This is a genomic window from Paenibacillus residui, assembly GCF_042677205.1.
GTDB classification, from domain to species: Bacteria; Bacillota; Bacilli; order Paenibacillales; family NBRC-103111; genus Paenibacillus_L; species Paenibacillus_L residui.
Genome location: NZ_JBHTIU010000065.1, coordinates 1 through 21372, shown reverse-complemented (window position 1 = coordinate 21372; position 21372 = coordinate 1). Strand labels below are relative to the sequence as shown.

The 21372-nt window shown below is 50.6% G+C and carries 12 protein-coding genes; 2 read left to right on the top strand and 10 right to left on the bottom strand.

The features are described 5' to 3' along the window. Nucleotides 1-40: 40 nt before the first annotated feature. Together ACFQ03_RS17385 and ACFQ03_RS17380 are read right to left on the bottom strand one after the other, a co-directional pair. Nucleotides 41-925, bottom strand: coding sequence for a carbohydrate ABC transporter permease (locus ACFQ03_RS17385; protein WP_144939794.1), 885 nt, complete (start codon nt 923-925; stop codon nt 41-43). Between the two features lie 15 nt (nt 926-940). Then, the gene (locus ACFQ03_RS17380; RefSeq protein ID WP_379289714.1) at nt 941-1813 is read right to left on the bottom strand and encodes an ABC transporter permease; all 873 of its coding nucleotides are present in this window, start codon (nt 1811-1813) and stop codon (nt 941-943) included. A gap of 424 nt (nt 1814-2237) precedes the next feature. Here ACFQ03_RS17380 and ACFQ03_RS17375 point away from each other — a divergent pair, with 424 nt between their 5' ends. Next, entirely contained in the window at nt 2238-4481 is a 2244-nt protein-coding gene (locus tag ACFQ03_RS17375; protein ID WP_379289712.1) for a helix-turn-helix domain-containing protein, read from the top strand. A gap of 746 nt (nt 4482-5227) precedes the next feature. On the opposite strand, the gene ACFQ03_RS17370 is transcribed toward ACFQ03_RS17375, so the two are convergent. From ACFQ03_RS17370 to ACFQ03_RS17335, 8 genes are all read right to left on the bottom strand, one after another. Then, entirely contained in the window at nt 5228-6784 is a 1557-nt protein-coding gene (locus tag ACFQ03_RS17370) for an FAD-dependent oxidoreductase (protein ID WP_379289710.1), read from the bottom strand. Nucleotides 6785-6799: 15 nt separating this feature from the next. Further along, on the bottom strand, nt 6800-8389 hold the full coding sequence (locus ACFQ03_RS17365) for a response regulator transcription factor (RefSeq protein ID WP_379289708.1): 1590 nt from the start codon (nt 8387-8389) through the stop codon (nt 6800-6802). Then, nucleotides 8364-10163, bottom strand: a complete 1800-nt coding sequence (locus tag ACFQ03_RS17360; protein WP_379289706.1) for a cache domain-containing sensor histidine kinase — start codon at nt 10161-10163, stop codon at nt 8364-8366. The genes ACFQ03_RS17365 and ACFQ03_RS17360 overlap by 26 nt, the downstream gene beginning before the upstream one ends. A gap of 33 nt (nt 10164-10196) precedes the next feature. Next, nucleotides 10197-11744, bottom strand: a complete 1548-nt coding sequence (locus tag ACFQ03_RS17355; RefSeq protein ID WP_379289704.1) for an extracellular solute-binding protein — start codon at nt 11742-11744, stop codon at nt 10197-10199. 54 nt (nt 11745-11798) lie between these two features. After that, complete coding sequence (locus tag ACFQ03_RS17350; RefSeq protein ID WP_379289702.1) at nt 11799-12671, bottom strand: carbohydrate ABC transporter permease; 873 nt, start codon at nt 12669-12671, stop codon at nt 11799-11801. After that, nucleotides 12671-13579: an ABC transporter permease gene (locus ACFQ03_RS17345; RefSeq protein WP_144939781.1), complete on the bottom strand. Its 909-nt coding sequence runs from the start codon at nt 13577-13579 to the stop codon at nt 12671-12673. Before ACFQ03_RS17345 ends, ACFQ03_RS17350 begins: the two co-directional genes overlap by 1 nt. Nucleotides 13580-13679: 100 nt before the next feature. After that, a complete protein-coding gene (locus ACFQ03_RS17340; RefSeq protein ID WP_379289700.1) occupies nt 13680-15215 on the bottom strand; it encodes a glycoside hydrolase family 3 protein in 1536 nt (511 codons plus the stop codon). 932 nt (nt 15216-16147) lie between these two features. Beyond that, the gene (locus tag ACFQ03_RS17335) at nt 16148-18298 is read right to left on the bottom strand and encodes a DUF4855 domain-containing protein (protein ID WP_379289698.1); all 2151 of its coding nucleotides are present in this window, start codon (nt 18296-18298) and stop codon (nt 16148-16150) included. A gap of 943 nt (nt 18299-19241) precedes the next feature. On the opposite strand from ACFQ03_RS17335, the gene ACFQ03_RS17330 reads away from it, so the two are divergent. After that, the gene (locus ACFQ03_RS17330; protein ID WP_379289696.1) at nt 19242-21191 is read left to right on the top strand and encodes a hypothetical protein; all 1950 of its coding nucleotides are present in this window, start codon (nt 19242-19244) and stop codon (nt 21189-21191) included. The last annotated feature ends 181 nt before the right edge of the window (nt 21192-21372 follow it).

Below are 21372 nucleotides of genomic sequence, written 5' to 3'. Positions count from 1 at the left end.
AAGGATTCCTCCTGTTTTCTTGTTTTCTTTGTCTAGAATATCATCCTTTAAGCGCCCCGATCATAACTCCTTTGACAAAATATTTTTGCAAGAAGGGATACAGTATCAGCATGGGCAGATTAGCCACCACCACGACCGCATATTTCAATGCTTCAATCTGCAGCATGTAATTCATTAGAGTATCATCGTTAGACGAGGCCATCTCATCCATTTGCTCTTGAATCAAAATTTCCCTCAAGAACAACTGTAACGGATATTTGTCGCGATCGGTCAAATAAATCAGTGCGTTGAAAAAAGCATTCCAATGCCCTACCGCATAAAACAGCGTCATGACCGCAATAATCGGCATGGACAAGGGCAGTACGATACGGAGGAGCGTTTGAATATTCGAGCAGCCGTCAATAAAGGCCGATTCCTGAATTTCGAATGGAATGCTGGTCTGAAAGAATGTCCGCATAATGATAATATTCCATACCGACACCGCCCCGGGAATGACCAGTGCCCAGATCGTGTTCAACATGTGCAGATCCCGGATCAACAAATAGAGAGGGATCATCCCGCCACTGAAAAACATCGTAAAAACAATGAGCGCCGTAATGAGGTTGCGCCCGTAGAAATCTCTGCGGGAAAGAGGATAGGCCGCCATGGTCGTAAACAATAGATTAATAGACGTCCCCGTAACCGTATACAGAATCGTATTAAGATACCCCGTCATAATGTCCCGGTTTTCAAATACTTTTCGATAAGCATCGAACGTGAAGCCTTTGGGAAGCAGCCAGATCTCCCCTCGCAGAATGGCCGCCGGCTCGCTGAGTGAAGCGCTTAAAACATAGATTAACGGGTAGATAACGATAAGCAGCACCAATCCCAGGGCTGCATAGACAATTCCTTCAAAGACACGTTCTCCCCGGCTCTTGTACACCATCTACATGATGCCCCCTCACCACAAACTGGTATCGTTAACTTTGCGCGCGATGTAATTGACCACCACCAGCATCAAGAAGTTGACCACCGCATTGAACAACCCTACCGCCGCTGAGTAGCTGTATTGAGCCCCAATAATTCCCGTTCGGTAGACATGCGTCGCAATCACATCGGAAGCGTCCATATTCAGTGAGTTCTGCATCAGGAAAACTTTCTCGAAGCCAACGCTGAGCACCCTTCCGACGTTAAGAATAAGCAGAATCACTATCGTCGGTGCAATAGCGGGAAGATTAATATGCCAAACCCTCCGCAGCCGGCCGGCGCCATCCACTTTGGCCGCTTCGTGAAGCTGAGGATCCACCCCGGACAACGCCGCCAAATAAATGATCGAGCTCCAGCCCATTTGCTGCCAAACTCCGGACAAGACATACACCGTCTTGAACCAACCCGGCGAAGTCATGAACGATACGGGCTCGAAGCCGAACCACTGCAGCAGTTGATTAACAGCTCCGGTTTGTGGAGACAGGAACAAGAACAGCATACCGACAATGACGACGGTGGACAAAAAGTGGGGAGCGTAAGTGACGGTCTGAACGACCCGCTTGAACAGCCGGGAACGGACCTCATTAATCATTAACGCCAACAGAATGGGAATGGGAAAGCCGACAACGAGCTCATACAAACCGATCCCGAGCGTATTCTTGATCAATCTCCAGAAATAAAAGCTTTCGTAAAAGCGCACAAAATGCTTCCAGCCTACCCACGGGCTGCCTAAAATCCCCTTGGTCGCGATAAAATCCTTGAACGCAATCTGCACTCCATACATCGGATAATACTCAAAAAGGACAAAGTAAACGAGTACAGGAAGAATCAACAAATACAAATCCATATTACGGCGCAGCCTTCTTTGGAGCGGACTTTGCAATTTTTTGCTTACGGGCTCTCTCCCTTGCGGGAGGGCTGCTTTCTTTTTTCCCCCTCGGATGATGTCACCCGGTAACGATAATTTAATTTTCTTCACCCCCTTCTCGCGTTTCTCACGGCGATTATATATCGAGCGGGCGGTGAAGCCTATTTACCGTTTTCTCATTCGTTGACAACATTATCAACCAGTCAAAAAAGTGAAAACTTTAGAGAAAAAAGGCAATCCATTTATATAAAAAGATGGCTGTGGCCTAAGATTTCGCATGATACAATCAAAAGGAAACGCTCCGTCGCCTTATACGGCGATGATTTTCCGAGCACGGAAAGAACGTCTATAAGTTCAAGCTTGTACAGTGTCTAACAAAAAAACTTCTGAGGGTGTTGTCCAATTGTCATCTCGCATTAAGACCAGAAACTCTTTATTTATCCAAATGTTCACCGGATTTCTTGCCGTGATTTTTCTGCTTTCCTCCCTTCATTGGATTTCTTTCTCCATTTTAAAAAACGATACCAAGGGGGAAATGATCAAGTACAATCGTCTGCTGCTGCAGAACGCGGTGAAGGAGTACGAGGATCTATTCAAGTCCGTCAAAAGCATTCTATACAGTCTCTACTACGACCCTAAAGTAACGTCCGCCAACGTGAAGCTGGCCTTGCAAAGAATGGACCGGATCGATTATATGAAAGAGGGGCAGATCGTTAACCAGATTGAAAACCATGTTTCAAACAGCGATTTGTTTTTGGACAATATTCTTATTTATTTCAATCAATCCTCCCTCGTTCTGGATAAGGGAGGGCGATCGGACGCAGAGTTTACTTTTGCAAACGATTACAGAAGTTCAAGCTATCCTTTCAGTTTTTGGCAGAAGCAATTCGGTGAAGGGTATACTTACCGGACCTTTCCAAAAAGCGAATTTTCCGTTGTCCCGGGGTTTACCAAAAGCCTTCTGCCTATCTCCATCAAAGAAACGCCAAAGTATCAAATTATCGCTTTGCTGGATGCGGATCGGATGCTGCAAACGTTTCACAACGTGCCTGATGCCGAATTTATGATTATGAATAGTGACCGGCAGATCATTTTCCAAACAGCCGGAGATTTTCCGGAACCCGCCCTCAGCGCAATAGAAGGAAAGGAAGGGGAGCTTGAGTGGGGGCAGCATTATTATTTCTTGCAGAAAGGAAATGAAACCGGATTCACTTACGTCACCATGATACCTGCCTCCATCATTACTTCACAAATGGAGAAATTTAACCTCACGTTGCTGCTTGCTCTAGGCCTGTCGATTGGAGTGGGGATTGTCTGCTCCCATTTCTTCAGCCGCAGGCTGCATCGCCCGGTCAAGCAAATCATCGCCTCCGTCCAGCAATCGCAGCAGGGGAGCCTGGGCAGCGCGATTGGCGAGTTCAATTTGATCCATGATAAAATTCATTCTTTGATCAAGGAGAAGAACGACATTCAAGCCGAGCTGCTGAACCAAAGGTCGCTGCTGACCAATTACGGGTATATTAACAAGCTGAAGATGATCCGCTCGGATTTGTACGACCTGCAGGAATTCATCCGGGCGAACCGGAAATTCCGAATCGTTCTTTATCACCTGCAGTATTGCAATGCTTCCTTACAGCAAATGGGCATTTCGACTGACGAAGTCTCTTACTATCTTCGGGAATATATTAATTTAACAGTGTCCGAAAGCTTCCCGGGTTCACATACGTTTCAGATTGAAAGCGATCAGATTTTATCGATTCTATTCGAAGATGAACCGACAGAGAATGTCAAGGAAACTCTGCTCCCATTGAAAAAGGTTTGGGACGGGGATGCCGGGTATTACCTTATTTCCGTGGCTCTAAGCTCCGTCTACACTTCCGCTGCAGAGTTCAGTACCGCATACAATGAAGCTTTGGACAAGGCCGCTCAGGCCAAATTGCTTGGGGAAACGCAAATTATCTCCGATCTCCGCCCGCCGGCCAAGCATCACCCTTTTATACCGGAGAAAGAAAAGGAGTTCGAGCTTAACCTGCGTGAAGGGAATGACGTGGAGTGCAGGGAAATCCTGAACCGGATGCTCGATTATTTGCAGCACAAGGAAGAGAGCGCCACGCGTATCAAGCAGTTTGCCAAATCGATGCTGGAGACAATGATCCATCTTGCCGGATCGATTATCCCGGACCCGAACCTATCCGAGCTTCAGAAGGCATTGCGGCAAACGGAAGAGTGCTTCACCTTGGACCAATTGAAACGGCTGCTCGAACCGCAGGCGTCCCGCGTCGCATCGTTATTCAGCTCGGTTAAGAACGAGCGGAACGATTTGGTCAATCGCGCGACAGACATTTTGGAGTTGCGCTATGCGGAGGATATTTCGTTGGATTCGGTGGCGGACAGCCTCAATATTTCAAGCAATTATTTGTCTATATTGATGAAGGAGAAAACAGGGATTAATTTCAGCGAGCACTTAAACAATATCCGTATCCGCAAAGCGAAGGAATTGCTCGAATCTACCAGCCTTAGTGTACAGGAAGTAGGTATAAGGATCGGCTACCGCAACGTCACTTCTTTTATCCGCATGTTCAAAAAGATAACCGGCCTGACGCCGGGCGATTACCGCAAGCAGATCAAGCTAGAGACTTTGCGGTAAGCTGCAAATTCCGGTAATGATACGGTTTCCGTGATCAGCACAGCCACCAAACGGTTATTGTGCCTGCAATTCCGGTCGGGGAGAGACCTGGAGGAATCGCAATAACTCCCATAACGATTTAAATAGGGGAGGGGTCACGTTGGAAAAAATACCAGACTTTAAGACCGAAATAAAACTGTAATGCTCTTACGACGATCACCAAATCGTAAGGTACGGACAATTCCTGTGAAGACCACCAAGGAAATGGGCAGGCACGACGTCCGGTGAAAGAGGCGTATATCCGGAGCGCGTCTTTAACTTATTGTTTTTCATGAATTTTTTTAGCAGGGATTTAATATAAGCTATAGAATAAACCTCCAAATGAAATGTTAGGATAGGAGGGACTACTATCTATAACAAACGAACTGAATTATTTTTGATACTCTGGAAAAAGGTCAAAGAGCGCACATTATATAAAACGATATTTGTATTTTTCATGGGAATTTGGGGAGCGGCTATAGGTGTTTTTTTCGCCATATTACTTCTCTGGGGTTATGAGTATAAATGGAAATTAATATTGATACTAATCGGTTTTGTAGGCGGAATTTTGTTAAGTTATAGTCAATATGGATACTGGGACAAGAAATATAATAGTTTTAAGGATTTTGCCGAGAAGCATCAATCAAGAAAATGAAATTTATTGTGTGGGAGGGGGGAGATCCCCCGCCGAGAACTAGAAAATAAATGCGTGTGATGCTCGATGATACTTAAGGCCAAGCCAGCTCCACACCATGTTTCGTCAGCAGCTTCTGGAAATCGGCTAGTTCGGCCTTATCGTTCCGCACGCTGCGTGGAGAAATCCCTCGGTCCAGGCAATAGGCGGCCAAAGCCCCCGAGGCTTCGCCAATGTTCCACTCAACGGGATGAAGTCGATAGCAGCCATTCGTAATATGGGTCGTACCGATATTCTTGCAAGCCGGAAGCAGGTTATTCATCCGGATGGGCAGAAGGCTGCCTAACGGAATGTGGAACGGCAGGCTGGCCACATCGATATAGTTGCGGCCTCCGGTGCTGGGGTGCAGATCGATATGATAATATCCGATCCCTACACTGTCCTCATACCGAACCGCGCCCTGCTCCCCCCGAATCTCCGGACTGAGATGCTGCTCCACGACCGTGAATTCCGCCTTGATTCTTCTCGATTCCCGGATGTATGCCATCTGCGCCAGGCCGTCCTCGGTCCCCATGACATCGCCCCTGAGCCGTAGGCCGGGATAGCCTTGCTTGTCATCCGGACGCGGCGCTTCGGTCTGCATCCAGTATAGAAGAGACAAGCTTAACTGCTTGGCCTGTTCCAGATGCTTCTGCCTTTCCTCCGGGCTCACATCGATGACCGGACCGAGCCAATAGTCGTTTTGCGGCCAATTGACGATCGTGATATCGCTCTGGAAAGTGCCCGGCTCGAACAAATTTTTGTCTATGACTCTCCGGTAGTTCCAGAGGGAGAACAAGCCGTCCCTTGGAAACAGCGCATATTCCACCTTCTCCAGTGTACGCGGCTTAGGGGAATACCAGCTCAGCTGCTTCTCCGGCCAGAAGTCCGCCTGGTACTGCCTCCAGAAATCGTAATCCTTCGGCCTGGCAATCGTATGGTCTTCCCCTTCGATATAATCGATGGCGAAACAATGCGTGATGGCCTGCATATCCATCGGATCGGCCGCTCCCTGCATGGCGTGAGGCTCCCCTGTCTCCTTCACGGATTCCGCTCCGGTCGTATATTCCGTACCGGTTAACGGCAGCAAATCGCCGCAATCGGTCGCATCGAGAAAATAAGGAGCGGTCAGCACCAGTCTCTCCCCATCCGCCAACCGGCGCACGGTGACGGCCCGGACGTTGTCGCCGTCCGTCTCGGCTGCGACCGGAACCACCCCCGTGATGACGGTTAACCGGCCGCTGTGCTCATACGGGGCCAGCATCGCCTTAAGCACGGCATAAGCCGCCCTCGGCTCGTGGCTGATGCGGCTCACCATCGCATTTCCGGGATTTAACAGCGGCTTAAGCTTCTCGCTCTCCCGCAGAGGGAAGAACTGCCTGTAGTAGCTGCGGACATGCTCCCGGTAAGCCCGGTAGCTCCTAGTACAGCCATGATGCTCAATCCAATGATGCTCATCGGGAGGCACCGCCTGCGAAGTTAACTGGCCGCCGATCCATGCCGCCTCCTCGGTCAGAACGACGCGCTTGCCCATCCGGGCGGCCGCCAGCGCTGCTGCACAGCCCCCCGTGCTTCCGCCTACAATCACAATATCGCTATGGATATGCTGCAATCTTTATCTTCCTTTCTATTCCTGAAAATCGGATGGGCTTTTGCCCGTATATTTTTTGAACACCCGCGCGAAATAGCTTGGATCCTTGTAGCCCAGCCTGTCCGCGACTTCATAGACCATCACTCTCTCCACCTGGAGGAGATGAATCGCTTTCTCCATTTTTTTGCGGATAACGAAATCGGAGAAAGACTCTCCCGTCACTTTTTTGAACATGCGGCTTAGATAAGAGGAATTGATATAGACATGCTGGGCGGCATCCTCCCTCGTAATATTTTCATAGATATACTCGTCCACATAATCCATCACCTGCTGGATGATCTTCGTCTTGCGATCCGTGCGGAACCCTTCGTAGCTTTTGCTTAATTCGATATATAGCTGCCGCCACCAGCTCATCATTTCCTCCAAGGTGCGGAATTGCTCGGGATGCCTCCACTTCTCCATCTGCTCATCATTAACGAAAGAACGGACACTCTTGCCCAGCCGATGGGCCAGCCCGGTGAAGATGCCCGCCAATTGAAAAGACCATTCGTCCGCATAAGCAAGGCTGCCGCTCTCCTTCCATTGTCCGAACAACTCCTCCATCATTCTCGCGATTTCTGCCTCGTCGTTCATTTCGACATGCTGCACCAGCAATATCTCATCGGAAGGATTAAGGAGGGCGAACGGATTCTGCTCGGGCTGAACCAGACTTTTATGAAGAATCGTATTCGTCCCGAGGGATAGCTTCAGCCTGAGCAGACCGATCGTTTCTTTGAAAATGCGGGGAAGCTCTGCGGCGTGCACTGATTCTGCACTAACTGCCGCGGTCAGGCTGATCTTGAGAAGGGAATTGATCTTGACCCGGGCCTGCTCCGCCCACAGCGACAAATCCTCCGCCAAATCGGAGGAGAATGATTGATAAATGACCACCGTCTGCCCGTTCCCCCGCTGATAAGCAATTCCGCTGTCACCTAGCAATTCTCCTATGACGTTGTTCATCGCGAACTCCAGCAATCTGCCGTCGCCGCTGGACAAGCCTTCCTTCCCGTCCATTTCGAATATGGCTACGGCGGCCTCCATATCCCACTCGTAAGGAATGTTCAAGAAGGAGAAGCTCTCCCTTAAGGTATCTTCCCCTGTAGGGGCGGCTCCGTTCAGCCATTCTTCCAGGAAAGCGTTGCGAAGCACCGGCAGACTGCTCTTCAGCTTCTGCTCCCATTCCAATGATTTGGCCTGCCGCTGAAGATCTGCTTGCAGCTCCTCCCGGACTTTGTCCAGTTCCGTATGAAAACGTTTCTTGCCGATAGGCTTCAATAAATAATTGGTGACCCCGAGCGATATGCATTTCTGGGCGTACGTGAACTCGTCATGTCCGCTGATAATAATGACCTTCGTATGCGGCTGGATTTCGAGAATCGCTTCGGTCATGGCCAGCCCGTCCATAACCGGCATGCGAATATCCGCTACGACCAGCTCTGGCCGATGAAGGCGAAACAGCTCCAAGCCTTCCAGCCCGTTGGCTGCCGTCCCGATAAGCTCCATGCCGAACAGCGGCCAATCGATCGCTTCGGCCAAGCCTTTGCGGACCCGCGGCTCATCTTCAACGATGATTACCTTTATGCTCATGCGTATCTGCTCCTTCCAGGCGATCCAGCCGAATCCGAATGGCGACGCTGGTTCCTTCCTGCAGCTTGCTCGTCATTTGGAAATCCATGTCGTCTCCATACACAATCTTCAGCCGCTGATACAGGTTCCGCAGCCCGTAAGTCGCGTCGGAAGACCCGTGCTCCCGTTTGATTTCATTCCATAATTTCCACAAGCCTTCTTCGTCCATGCCAATCCCCGTATCGGTCACCCTGCATGTCAAGTACTCCCCTTCACACTTGATCTGGATTGTCAGCCGGCACGTATCCGCCGCCTTCTCCAGCCCGTGAACGATGGAATTCTCCACGATTGGCTGCAGCATCAGCTTCATGATCCGCAATGACGATACCGCGGGATCGATGTCCCAATGAACTTCAAATTTGTCGGTATGCCTGAACTGTTGGATACGTATATAGCCTTTCAAGTGCTCTATCGTTTCCTCCACCGTAATGAAATCTTTGCCGCGTGACAGGCTTAAACGGAAAAAATTAGACAAATCCAGCACCACTTCGCCTATCTCATCCACTCCGCTTTCCTCCGCCACCCAATAAATGGAATCGAGTGTATTATACAAAAAGTGAGGGTTCACCTGCGATTGCAAAAATTTCAGTTCTATCTCTCTCTTATGAAGCTGCTCCTCCAGAATTTCCCGCCGCATCTTCTGTTCATTCTGCACCATATCGTTGAAACGCTGCTGCAAAAAGCCAAGCTCATCCATCCGTTTAATGGGTATCGGACGGAACGCAAGACCTTTCTCAATGGTAAGCATGCCTTTAATAAGCCTCTTGATCGGATTGAAAATTTGCAGATAGAGCACATGGAACAGCAGCAGCAGAAAAATAGCGATGACAAGCAGGACCGCAACCGCTATCCGCTTCATCGTAAGTACATCCTTCATGATTTCGGCATAAGGGATAATCATATGGATAGTCCAATCGGTCGTCTCCGATCGCTTGTGCACCGCCAGATAAGAGTTCCCGTCTATTCGGATCGTCTCGTAGGGCTGCCGGAACGATTCCTTCACGGCCAGAGCTCCGGCCGATTCGCCCAGAGGGGCACCCGCGGTGTAAAAAAGATCCCCTCCGGCGCTATGGATCACAATCCCCGTCCCGTTCCATAATTCGATCCGGCCGACGAACAAATCCAGCACCTGCTTGTTAAAATTGATCATCAGCAAGTTTTCGTGATTTTTGCCCGGCAGCTTCTGCACCACGGTGATCATGGATTGCGTCCCCTGTTTGAACGATGGCAGTACACCCGGCAGATCGGCGCCAATTGCCAGCGGCTCGTTCTGTCCAAGCATTTGTTGGATCCACCCCATCTGTTCAGGTTCGGTATTATAAATGCCATCGGCGGTCGACAGTACCTTCCCGGATTCCGGATTGTACACACCGACGGAATAGAGATAAGGATTTAAGACGGAGTAATTTTTCAGCTTGTCCAGCAGTTGAATCATCGACCAAACGGAGGAAGAAGACGAAAAATCCGGGTTCTCCCTTAGCAGCTTGTTGAAGCCGCTGTCACCGGCGATAGCATTGGACAGCCGTATATTGTTGCCGATGTACACCTCCATATTTCCCATCAGCGTCTCCATCGTCTGTTGGGCCAGCACGCTCACTTTATTCTCGAGAGTCGACTGAAACCAGAAAAACAAAGCATACACGAGAACGAAAAAAAGAAGAAGATGGCCGACGACCAGCAAGATTAATTTTTGTTTAATCCCCAGCTTCTTTCGTCTTTGTCCCATCTTCTTCATATAGTCTCACCGTACCTTAAGTTGTCTTCGTTATTATTTCGCGGTGTCGTACCATTCCTGCACTTCCCGGGCGATATCGTCCTCGCCCTTCTGCTTATATTCCTCTACGAAGGAATCGAAAGCGTCAATCGGCAGCTCGCCGACAATGATTTTAATAAAGGTTTCCTCCCGCAGCTTGTTCAGACTGCTCTGCTTCTCCACCATGGTCGGAGTCGGAGCACCCAGATACTGATTCGAAATGCCATACTTGGAGGAATGCTCGATCGTGCCGACCAGATTGAATTGGGCGCCGAGAGATTCCATCTTCTTGGCGTTCAGCTCTTTGGGCTGCATGAACATCAGCTGCTGACGGTAGCCGTACTTGTTATGATTCTCGAAATTGAGCGCGTATTTCCCGTCCTCCATAGTATACATGAAACCTTCTCCCAGATCGTCAAAGCCGAAGACAAATTTGTCGATCGTCTCCGGAACCGCCATCCAGTTAAGCATACGCAGGATAGCATCCAAATTCTTAGCCTGACTGCTGATTACGGCAAACGATTTATATTCGGCTCCGCCCGCTACACCTTGCTTGCCGTTCGGTCCGACCGGAGGTGCGATGGGAATCCATTCCGCTTCCGGATCGTTCTGCTTGCTCGTATTAATCTCGCTTCTCGGAGCCGCCCAGCTTCCTTCATAGATGCCGACCTGATTGTTCGCCACCTTCTCGTTGTAGGCGGCAATTTTCGTAATCGGCCATTCGTTATCCAGCAGCTTATCCTCATGCAGCTTGCGGATGTAGGCCAGCGCTTCCTTCATTTCCGGCTGGATATCGGCCTGGACCAGCTTGCCGTCCTTCTCCACCCAATATCCGGGAATGACCCCGAACGCGCCGAACAGGTGCGACCAGCCGAGCATATTTTCGTAAGCAATCATTCCGTACGTGTCGTTCTTATTCGTGCCGTTCGGGTCCTGATCGCGGAAGGCTCTCGCGACATTCTCGAATTCCTCCAGCGTCTTCGGCACTTCCAGCCCCAGCTTATCCAGCCAGTCTTTGCGGATATAGACGTTGTCGGTCGCTTTATTGCCATCGTTCAGAACGGGAATGGCGTAAATCTTGCCATTGTTCTTAGCCGCTTCCCATGCGCTTGGATAAACCGCATTCATCAAGTTGCTGTAGGAATCCAACTTCCCGTCCAATTCCATCAAAGCGCCCATTTCCGCATTTTCCATCAGCCAGTTCTGATAGCTGGCGGGGATGACGAACAGATCGGGAATATCATTGGAGGCGAATTTCAGCGTGAGCTTATTCATAAATTCATCGGCCGCCGAAGGGCCGTATTCGATTTGCAGATCGACATTATTTTCCTTCTCGATCAATTGCGTCCAAGGGTTGTTGTTAATATCCTCGCCGGCCGGGAAGTTGGCACCGCCGGACATAAATACTTTAATCACATCGGGCTTCGTTTTGTTTTCTCCTTGAACCTCCTGCCCCTTATCGGTGGAGCTTGGGCCGGCGTTGTTCGACGTACCGGAGCCGCAAGCAGCCAGCATAGACAGAGACAGAACGGCGGCCAGCGGGATCATAGCTTTTTTCTTCATGAACATGGACCCTCCCTAAATATAAGTATAGAACACATCAGGACAAACGGCGCGTTATTCCTTAAGCGAACCGAGCATCACCCCTTTGGCAAAATATTTTTGAATGAAAGGATACATAAGAATCATCGGAATGACGCTGGCCATAATGGTAGCTGCCTTCAATGTCTCCGGAGAGACCAGGAACAAGCCGGTGTTGTTCGTCATTTCGATGTTGCTGTCGTTAAGCACGATCATATTTCGCAAATACACCTGAAGCGGATTCAGATTAACGTTGCTGATATACATGACCGCATCAAAGTAGCTGTTCCAATGCATGACCGAATAGAACAAGGTCAAGGTCGCCACCGCCGGCAGCGACAGCGGAATGTAGATTTTCCACAAAATCGTGCCATGCCCCGCACCGTCCATCTTGGCCGATTCCTCGAGGCTGAGCGGCACGGATTGAAAGAAGTTTTTCAACAGAATAAGGTTAAAGGCACTGACGGTGGAAGGCAGCAGCAGCGCCCACAGCGTATCCAGCAGGTGCAGCTCCTTCAGCAGCAGGAAAGACGGGATCAATCCCCCGTTGAACAGCATGGTGAAGATAACCAGATTCATGACGAGACCCCGGCCCTTCAAGTCTTTGCGGGACAGCGGGTAAGCCATCAGGCTCGTTACGACCATATTGATCGTCACCCCCGCCACTACGCGGATGATCGATATTCCGAACGCTTTATAGAAAGCACTGTCCTGCAGCAGCAGCTTGTAAGCCTCGATTTGAAAATCAACCGGAAAAATCGTCACCCGGTTAGAGACGACCGCCGTTTGGCTGCTCAGCGACTGCGCCAGCACATGCAGAAAGGGGAAGAGGGTTACCGCCCCGAACAAAGCAAGCAGCGAATAGTTGAGCAGGCTCCCCAGCTTGGAAGAAACATTAACTTTGCCCATTACCACAGTCCCCCTCCGCCCAAGCGCTTCGCCAGCCCGTTCGCAATGTAGATCAAGATCAGCCCGACCGTGGACTGAAACAGGCCGACGGCTGTGGCAAAGCTGTATTTTTGTTCCGTCAACCCGACGCGGTACACATAGGTGTCGATGATGTCTCCGACCTCATAAACGAGCGGGTTGTACAGCATGAATACTTGCTGCACGCCCAGCTCCAGAATATTTCCAAGCTGCAGGATAAACAAAATAACGATCGTCGTCCGTATGCTGGGCAAGGTGATATGCCAAATCTCGTGCCATTTCCTGGCTCCGTCCATTCTCGCCGCCTCATACAGGGAAGGATTTACTCCCGCTATGGCCGCCAAATAAATGATGGAGGACCAGCCCGACTCTTTGACAATGTCGGAGACAACTAGAATGGCCCGGAAGAATTGCTTCTGTGTCATAAACAGGACCGGATCGCCTCCGAACCAGGAAATGAGCGAGTTGATCATTCCCTTCGAGGAGAGCACCTGAATAACAATCCCTCCGAAAATAACCCAGGAGAAAAAATGCGGAATGTAAAACAGCGTCTGCGCCGTCGCCTTGAACCATGTCTTCCGCACTTCATTGAGCATGAGCGCCAGCATAATGGGAACCGGAAACCCGAATAGCAGCTTGTACATGCTGATGATAAGAGTATTGCGAAAAACGGTGATGAACTCGGCATCTTCGAAAAAACGGATAAAATGCTTGAACCCGACAAAGCTGCTTCCCGAAATTCCTTTGAAGGGGCTGTAATCCTGAAAAGCTATAATGATGCCGTACATCGGCAAATATTTGAAGACGATAAAATAAAGCAGTCCCGGCAGAAGAAACAGATAGAGCAGCCAGTCCGCACGAATGGTTCGCAGCCATCCTCTTCTTTGCATCCATACTCCCCCTTGCTGTTCGGTGCGGCGAAATTGCGCCCTTCGTTTGCCATCATTGTAGATAAGATCGGCCTCCGAGGGCAGATGAAAATCGTTGAATTTATGGGACGATTGTGACCTTTTCCTCTCCAAGGAGGTATGCGGCGGCAGAGGCCTGCAAGGACGGGGCCCGGTCATAAGCGAGCAGGCACGGCGCGGAGCGTTCCCGCACATCGTATTCGGAGCCGAAATGAATCCACAGCCCTTCCCGCATGCTGCCCAGCAGCCGGTCGGCCGCTTCCGTGAATGCTTCTCCCATGGGCTTGTTATGGGAAACGGCCAGCAGAACCCGGGCATCCTCAGGGAGCTCCGATAACAGAGCGAGCGTTCCCTCGTAGCTTGGAGCGGATTCTTCACGCAGGTTCGGCAAACCGGAGCGGAGCCGCTCGGCAAACCCGGCGGTATGCTCGTCGCGGATCAGAATCCATGGCTGCTCCTGCGGTTCTCCCGCCAGCACTCCCCGCTGCAAGCCGCGAAGAGGAGTCAGCGCTTGGTCCGCAAGCGCCCTGCTGATCCGCTGCGAGGCCGGGGAGTTCAGCCGGTCCGTCGATATATCCGGGAACTGGTATTGCTCTGCCGTTAACCGGTACTTCTGCTTCATCTGAAGGATTCTCCGGACGGATTCCTCGATACGGGCCTCCGTAATTTCCCCCTGCTCCACTGCGGTTACAACAGCCTCCAGCACCGATTCCGCTTGCTCATAACTGTCCACAGTCGCGAGTAATATGTCCGCTCCGGCCTGAACAGCACGAACACAGGCCTCCTCCAGTGTAAATTGATTAGTAATTCCTTTCATGGACAGCCCGTCCGTTACGATTAATCCTTGAAAATTCAACCTCTCTCTAAGCAAACCGGTCGTCAAAGTATAAGATAGGGAAGCCGGCAGGGAAGAGTCGTCCCAGGCGGGAACGGCAATATGTCCGACCATTACGGCATCCACCCCGCCCCGGATTGCTTCCCGGAAAGGAGCCAGTTCGAAGCTTTCGAGCCGCTCCCGGCCGAAGGGAAGCACGGGCAAGGCTTCGTGGGAATCGACGTGAGTGTCCCCATGACCCGGAAAATGCTTCGCCGTGGCGATCATCCCATGCTCCTGATATCCCCGAATGACGGCTCGGCCCAGTCTGGATACCGTATCCGCATCCTCTCCAAACGAATGAGTGCCGATGACCGGGTTGAGCGGGTTATTGTTAATATCAACGACCGGGCTGTAGTTGAAATTAACTCCCATCGCCAAGGACTCCTCTGCCGTAATTCGCCCGGATTCATAGGCAAGCGCTTCGTCCCCGCCGGCTCCAATCGCGCGGTTCTTCGGGAAATGGACGGCTCCTTCCCGAAGCTTACAGCCGGCACCGGCGACGAGGTCCGCCGCTATGAACAGCGGAATGCCGCTGCCTTCCTCAAGCGATGCTTGCTGTAAATCGCGGCAGAGCTCCCCGACCTGTCGGGGACGGATTAAAGCCGACGTGCCTAGAAATATCCCCCCCGCCTTCAACCGGGTGACCAGCTTCCGCGTGTCTTCATCCAGGGCAGAAGCGAAAGCGGGAAAAGTGAACAGCTGCGCAACCTTCTCTCTAAGATTCATTTCTTGTAAATTCATAGATTTCTCCTCCGTTTTCCATGTCCGATAATGGATTCATTGTAAAAGGCGGAGAATTAAAAACGTAGAGGAATAACGTACGATTTCCGGTACTATTGTGACCAGATGTCCGCCAGCCTGTGCCCAGCCTGCCCAGCTTGCCCTCTAGCGATGCAGTCGCTAGTCAGGCGGACTAAACATGTGGTTGACCGCCGTCATGAGGACGACAAACACCGCGCACTGGGAGTCTCGCGCGTTGCGATGCGGAAAGAAAGTGCAAAGTGATGATGCATGGCCTTCGAAGCGTATCCCGTCAGCCTTGGCGGGGTCACGCGCCATTCCGCTTGCACGACACCAACAGAAAATGAAAACAGACGGATTTTCAAGGTAGACGCCCACCATCAGATGATGAAAATGGATGGATTTTCAAGGTAGAATAGAGTTGAATTGCTTCAATAGTGTGAAATTTGAAAACTAAATGGATTTCATACAGTTAGATTTCTATATTCGGAAGAAATATGGAAACTAACTGGAAAACCTACAGTTAGTTTGCGCCAAAACAGCCGTTTCGCCCAAAGTTGCCCATTTTAACTGTAGTTTATCCAGTTAGTTTGATCATTTTCGCCCATTCGCTTGAATCTACCTGTACAAAATACAGTTAGATGTGCCGCTCCGCTTGCAACGATGCCTGCAGACGGTAAAATAGACGGATTTTCAATGTAGTTTTCGTTTTTACCTCAAACGGGAGCAAACTAACTGCAGGAAATCCATCCCGAAAGTTGACTTCGAGGGTAAATGGCTTAAATGGCTATCGTCGTCCTCTGGACAGGCACGTTTACTGCTGAAATATAAGAACAGGTATAAGGTGATGAGAACTTATATTTTCTTATATTTTTACTTTAAGCAAAACGGCCCTTCATAAGGAAGGACCGTTCTCACATTTGATAATGATTCTATTCCCGAACTCCCAATCTCACATTGTCGATATACAGATAATTAGGCATGGCCAGATAGTGACTGTTGTTCCGTTGATAAAAGTCCACTCTTTTCATAGATTGCACATTCAATGCCGTGGAAGCTCCCTCATCTGCGGTGGCGTTAGCCCCGGATGCCAGATCCGCGATCGGCACTTGGACTGTATTCCATTGTCCCGGCTGCAGCACTACCCGCTTATAATAGGTTTGATTCGAGCTGTCGGTAAATTTCAGCCCCAAATTCATAACGGCGCCGTTCGGATTGTAAATATCGACTTTGAACGACTGTTGGCCGCTCCAATCCTGTATTTTAAAATGCGTCGGCGCTTCCATCCAGGCCTGAGAGACGTTATAGGCTCCATAATCGATTCGTATGGCCGTATTCTGCTCGTTAATTGTATCCTTGGTTTTGCTCAAGCTTACGGAAGTATTGCCCCCGAAGGTGAGCCATTCCAGATCGTTCAGACGGATACCGTCCTCCTGCACCAGCCTCATACTGTCGAAATAATACGTATTCGGCAGCGCCCGGTAATGGCTATTATTTCGCTGGACCAGCTTGATATAAGCGATCCGGCTCACATCAATCGGAACGGTTCCTGGTTCTTGGGAAGCTCCGCCCGTGCCGTTGATCAAGTCCGATATAGGAATCCGCACCGTATTCCATGAGTTCTTATATAGGGAGGCATAACGATAGTGCTGCTTGCCATTCTCATCTCCGATAATGATCGTGACAGCCCCCGTCTCGGAAGCGGGATTGAACACGTCCACGCGGAAAGAATCGAACGGACTCCAGTCTTTCAAAGCAAAATCCTGCCCATAGTAGCCGGTTACCAGACTGGTAGCATAAAGACCGAAATCTACTTTCATGGAAGCTTTGCCCTGCATGACCGTATCCGCCGCATTAGAGGTCATGGCGCTTGAACTGCCGGCGAACCGGCGGCTGTCGAACGTGTTTAAGGTGGTAGACACTTGAGTGTCTCCCTGATAGATTCCTTTGACAAAGCGATAAATATCCTCGTAAATCGGGTAGCCGACGGCCGGGTTGCGTGTCAGTTCGTAGAGGCCTCTGGCATCCTGATAATAGGCCAGAATGGAGTTATTCATGTACCCGTATTCCACTCCGCCGTTTAAATAATCGTAGAACCGTTCGCGGAATTTATCCGATCTCATAATTTGACCGTCAAATTCGATCTCCACTCCCATGCCCGCCTGATTAGACTTGTTTGCCGAGTTTTTAATCGTTTCCGGCGTCGTGGTATTGTCGCGGTTCATAAAATGGTTCGGCTGCAGAATGGCAAAATCAAAGTTAAAAGAAGCCCATTGGGTGGCCGCATAAGCACGGGACCACGGAATCCAGCAAAATATATAATCTCCTTTGCCATGAATATAGTTGGCTGTATTCTTAACCAATTGAACTTCATCGGTCTTCGTTGTATCCATGTCTTCCTTGAGCCAGTAAAATCCGCTTAGTTCCAGATGGGAGTAATTTTTCTGGTTGAACCGTTGGATGACTTGATCGATGTACCACCGAGTCACCTTGTCCCGCCCGGCTAAAGTCGTTAAATTTTCGCTTATGCCATCTCCGTCCACATCTCCAAAGTTTGTGACGATTTCGTTCGCAAATGGAACCATAATAACCACTTTACTTTTCAAATCCGGACGATTCAGCTCTTGGGCCGTCAGCTTCGTTTCCTCATTCAAGGCATTCAACTGCAGCATCTCGCTTGTAAAGATCCGATCCAGAAACCATTCCCAATCCTGTTTGACACCGGCCTTGGACACATCCGTCTCCCGATGAAAGGAATGCCCATAAGGGCTGTTCAATCCCAGGAACAGAAATTCCTGAAAGAATGTATCCTGCCGGTTGCCCTGCTTGTCTACAAAAGCGGTATAGGGCTTGAACTGTTCGCGAGGCCATGCAGATATGTCCTCTCCTCCATAGTTGGCCGGGTTATAATATCCGCTATAGATCAGCACGAGATCTTTCAGGTAAGCACCGGCCGGGTTATTCGGCGGAAAGTAAGCGGCCTCCGCCCTTGGCGACATTGCTGGAATTCCCGTGCTTAGGACCAGCAGCGCCATCATCATGAGGCAAATCGATCTTCCCTTAGCGAGAAACTTGCTCTTCATCAGCATCTCTCCTTAGACCGTTTTAGTAACGATCCCTTCCCGCATAATGCGGTTAGCCGGAAGCTGCCCGCCGAAGAATGTAACGCGCTTCACAGACAAGGTCGCTCATCAAAATTAACCGTTGAAGCGGTTACAAACGAGGAAAGGCAGCCCCCGAATTCGGCTTCGTTATCGCCCCTATTCTAACTGGAAGTGCAGACTGTCGATAGGGGAAGAATGTGCAAAAATACGGATAATCGTGACATTTTGCTGCCTAATGGATGGTTAATACAGTCGCCGGAACACTCACCTTGTACTTAGCATAGTTCGTCTTCCTCCTTTTGTGTTATCCCTTTCTCTCAGGAGGCCTCCTCCCTCTTCGACTAGTAACCCCTCCACTGCTTCTTCCCACCCTCTTTGGCTATTATCCCTTTCACTCAGACGATTTCTTCTTAGCCCCACGCCGCTACTCATTCCTCTCCAAAGACTGCTTCTTCCCAGCCTCTTTGGCTATCATCCCTTTCACTCAGACGATTTCTTCTAAGCCCACACCGCTACTCATTCCCTCACTTCCAAGCTTCGGCCACTGTCCCTTGCTCTGAACGACTTCCTCCCTCTTCGACTCTCCCTCCTTCTCTCAAACAGCTCCCCCGCCCCTCCCTGGGCTGCTATCCCTTTCTCTTAAACCAGCTTCACGCAAGATCCTTTGGTTGCTATCCCCTCTACTCAGACAACTCCTCTCAGACAACCCTCTGCCCTCTTTGATTGCTATCCCCTTCTCTCAGGCGGCTTCCCCAGGCAGCTTTGATGTGATCACAATAATCCTGATTTTCTAACATTATTCCTCTAGGTTCCTTATTCTCGGAATGCTACTTTATTCTGTGAGAGTTTAGGAGGCCGACTTTGGGGCTCCAGGCAGCAGTACAAGCTCTTTGAATTTAGTATGGCAGGGGGTTATTTTCAATTGGATAAGACACATTCCAGACGGCGTGTAGCCGTTATTACTGATACCGAAAGCGATTTGCTGTCACTGATGAAAAGCTTGGACCCGGACCTATTGATTGTAAAACCGGACGATGCCGCGGCGGTCGATTGGACGGCGGTGGATTCAATCGCCCTTCTGGGAGGGGCGGCCCCTAAGCCGATGCTCCTCCCTCCCCCCGCAAGAACGCTGATTGAGCGGGAATGCTGTGCAGGCAAAAGGGTTTTTGCCGAATTCGTCGGCAGTATTGGAAATGTATATTTCGAGCCTCCAGTCCCTACCCGTTACGAAAGGCTTGCTGTCGTGACATCAGGCTGGCTGGAGAATGAGCCTGACGGGGCGCTGATCGACGATCAGTTCGGGGAACGGCTTCGTCCGCATGAGTTTACGTGCTCGTCAACCAGACCGCTCCTTTCCTTCTTTATCGCACAAGCCCATGGGCGAATGGAAACAGCCGATATGAAGGAGCCTGAAGTTATGCGAGAACGGGCACTTTGGTTTGAGGCCGACGACCGGCTGCTCGTTTGTGCGTTCCGCCTCGCGAACTTTGCCAAAGCTCGTCATGCTCCATGGCGAAGAGTGCGGAAGCTGATCGGCTTTATCCTGAACTGGTTGTATGGCCAGGATATCGCCAACCACATCGACGATTTTCCTCGCAGCTACCGAGTTGGAGCCGAAGCCCGTCCTTCTTCGGATGCACTTGATGCTTCCGATATTCTTATGGCGGCCGACCGGGCACTGCAATGGGTCAGACGCTCCGGCATGCTGATCGATGAAGGACGCGGCGGCGCCCTGGAAGGGCTCGGGACGGAAATCGACTATACCGGCCGGCAGCGGCTCAGCCGCATCCGCCGAGTCGATTGCATAGGCGAGCTGGCTTTGCCGTTCTGGCTGCATTCGCTGATAAGCGGCAATACCCGAAGCCAGCGAATTTCCAACCAATTGACCGGCTACGTTCTGGACCATTACGTCAATCGGGAGCCCGGTCCCCTATACGGCATGATGCGTTGGACCGATGAAGCTTGGGGAGTCTGTTATCAGGACGATGTGGCGCGAGCACTGCTTCCCCTCTTACTCCGCTGCTTCTACGAAGGGACATCTGAACGGCTGGACGAGTGTGCCGACATTCTCGATTTCCTTATCCGCACCACAGGAACGGATGGAACCCGCCGATTCCGCACCGACAATAACCAATTGACGCCCGAGCAGCTGGAGAAGCTGGCCACTACCCCAGGCAATCTGCCGAGCGCTCACTATAACGCTTATTACTTCGCCGCTCTGTGCATCTATTACCGGCTTACCGGACGCGAGGAATATAGAACGGCCGCGGTCAAGGGACTAACGACGATTATGAAAGTGTACCCGGAGACCAAACGGGAGCAGAGCCAGACCCAGGAGCTATGCAGGCTTATTCTTCCGCTCGCTTGGCTGTATGCCGTGACAGAGGAAGAGCAGCACCTCCAGTGGCTGTATCGGGTAGCCCGCGATCTGCAGAAGTTTGCCCATCCCAGTGGGGCATATCTGGAATGGGACGAAGGGTATCAGGCGTCCATGCGGCATCAAGCGGGGTCGGGAGAAAGCTCCTTGCTCGGACGCAACGGGGACCCTGTCGCCGACCTTCTGTATACGAACAACTGGCTGCCCATCGCTTGGATGCAGGCCTATTTCATTACCGATGACACCTGGTTCAAGGAACGTTGGATGGAGACGGCAAGATTCATGCTGAAAGCACAAATCGAAAGCGATGATCCGATGATCGATGGAGCGTGGGCGCGGGCGTTCGACGTAGAGCTGATGGAAGTGTTCGGCTCTCCGGCGGATGTCGGCTGGGGCCCATGGGCGATCGAATCGGGATGGACAGTAGCAGAAATCTCCGCCGGGCTTTATATGGGCCTGCTGGAAGAAAAGCTGAAGCCGCAGCATAAAGCATGATTGTGGCCAAGTAAAGTTGGACAACCGGGGAAAAGTAGACCTGATTTTGGTTAGAGGAAACCATGATTTTCATGCCTGGTGGATAGTACCGCTTCAGATGTGGGCTGCAGGAGGAAACTAAAAATTCCTGTTGGTGCTAAGAAATAGCCTTTGAATGAAAAGGAGCGCCTCTGGTACGATG

What these genes read in the sequence shown, in the direction of transcription:
- ACFQ03_RS17355 (WP_379289704.1), bottom strand. Translation starts at nt 11,744, where the DNA reads ATGAAGAAAAAAGCTATGATCCCGCTGGCCGCCGTTCTGTCTCTGTCT.
- ACFQ03_RS17350 (WP_379289702.1), bottom strand. Translation starts at nt 12,671, where the DNA reads ATGGGCAAAGTTAATGTTTCTTCCAAGCTGGGGAGCCTGCTCAACTAT.
- ACFQ03_RS17380 (WP_379289714.1), bottom strand. Translation starts at nt 1,813, where the DNA reads ATGGATTTGTATTTGTTGATTCTTCCTGTACTCGTTTACTTTGTCCTT.
- ACFQ03_RS17345 (WP_144939781.1), bottom strand. Translation starts at nt 13,579, where the DNA reads ATGCAAAGAAGAGGATGGCTGCGAACCATTCGTGCGGACTGGCTGCTC.
- ACFQ03_RS17340 (WP_379289700.1), bottom strand. Translation starts at nt 15,215, where the DNA reads ATGAATTTACAAGAAATGAATCTTAGAGAGAAGGTTGCGCAGCTGTTC.
- ACFQ03_RS17385 (WP_144939794.1), bottom strand. Translation starts at nt 925, where the DNA reads ATGGTGTACAAGAGCCGGGGAGAACGTGTCTTTGAAGGAATTGTCTAT.
- ACFQ03_RS17360 (WP_379289706.1), bottom strand. Translation starts at nt 10,163, where the DNA reads ATGAAGAAGATGGGACAAAGACGAAAGAAGCTGGGGATTAAACAAAAA.
- ACFQ03_RS17365 (WP_379289708.1), bottom strand. Translation starts at nt 8,389, where the DNA reads ATGAGCATAAAGGTAATCATCGTTGAAGATGAGCCGCGGGTCCGCAAA.
- ACFQ03_RS17335 (WP_379289698.1), bottom strand. Translation starts at nt 18,298, where the DNA reads ATGAAGAGCAAGTTTCTCGCTAAGGGAAGATCGATTTGCCTCATGATG.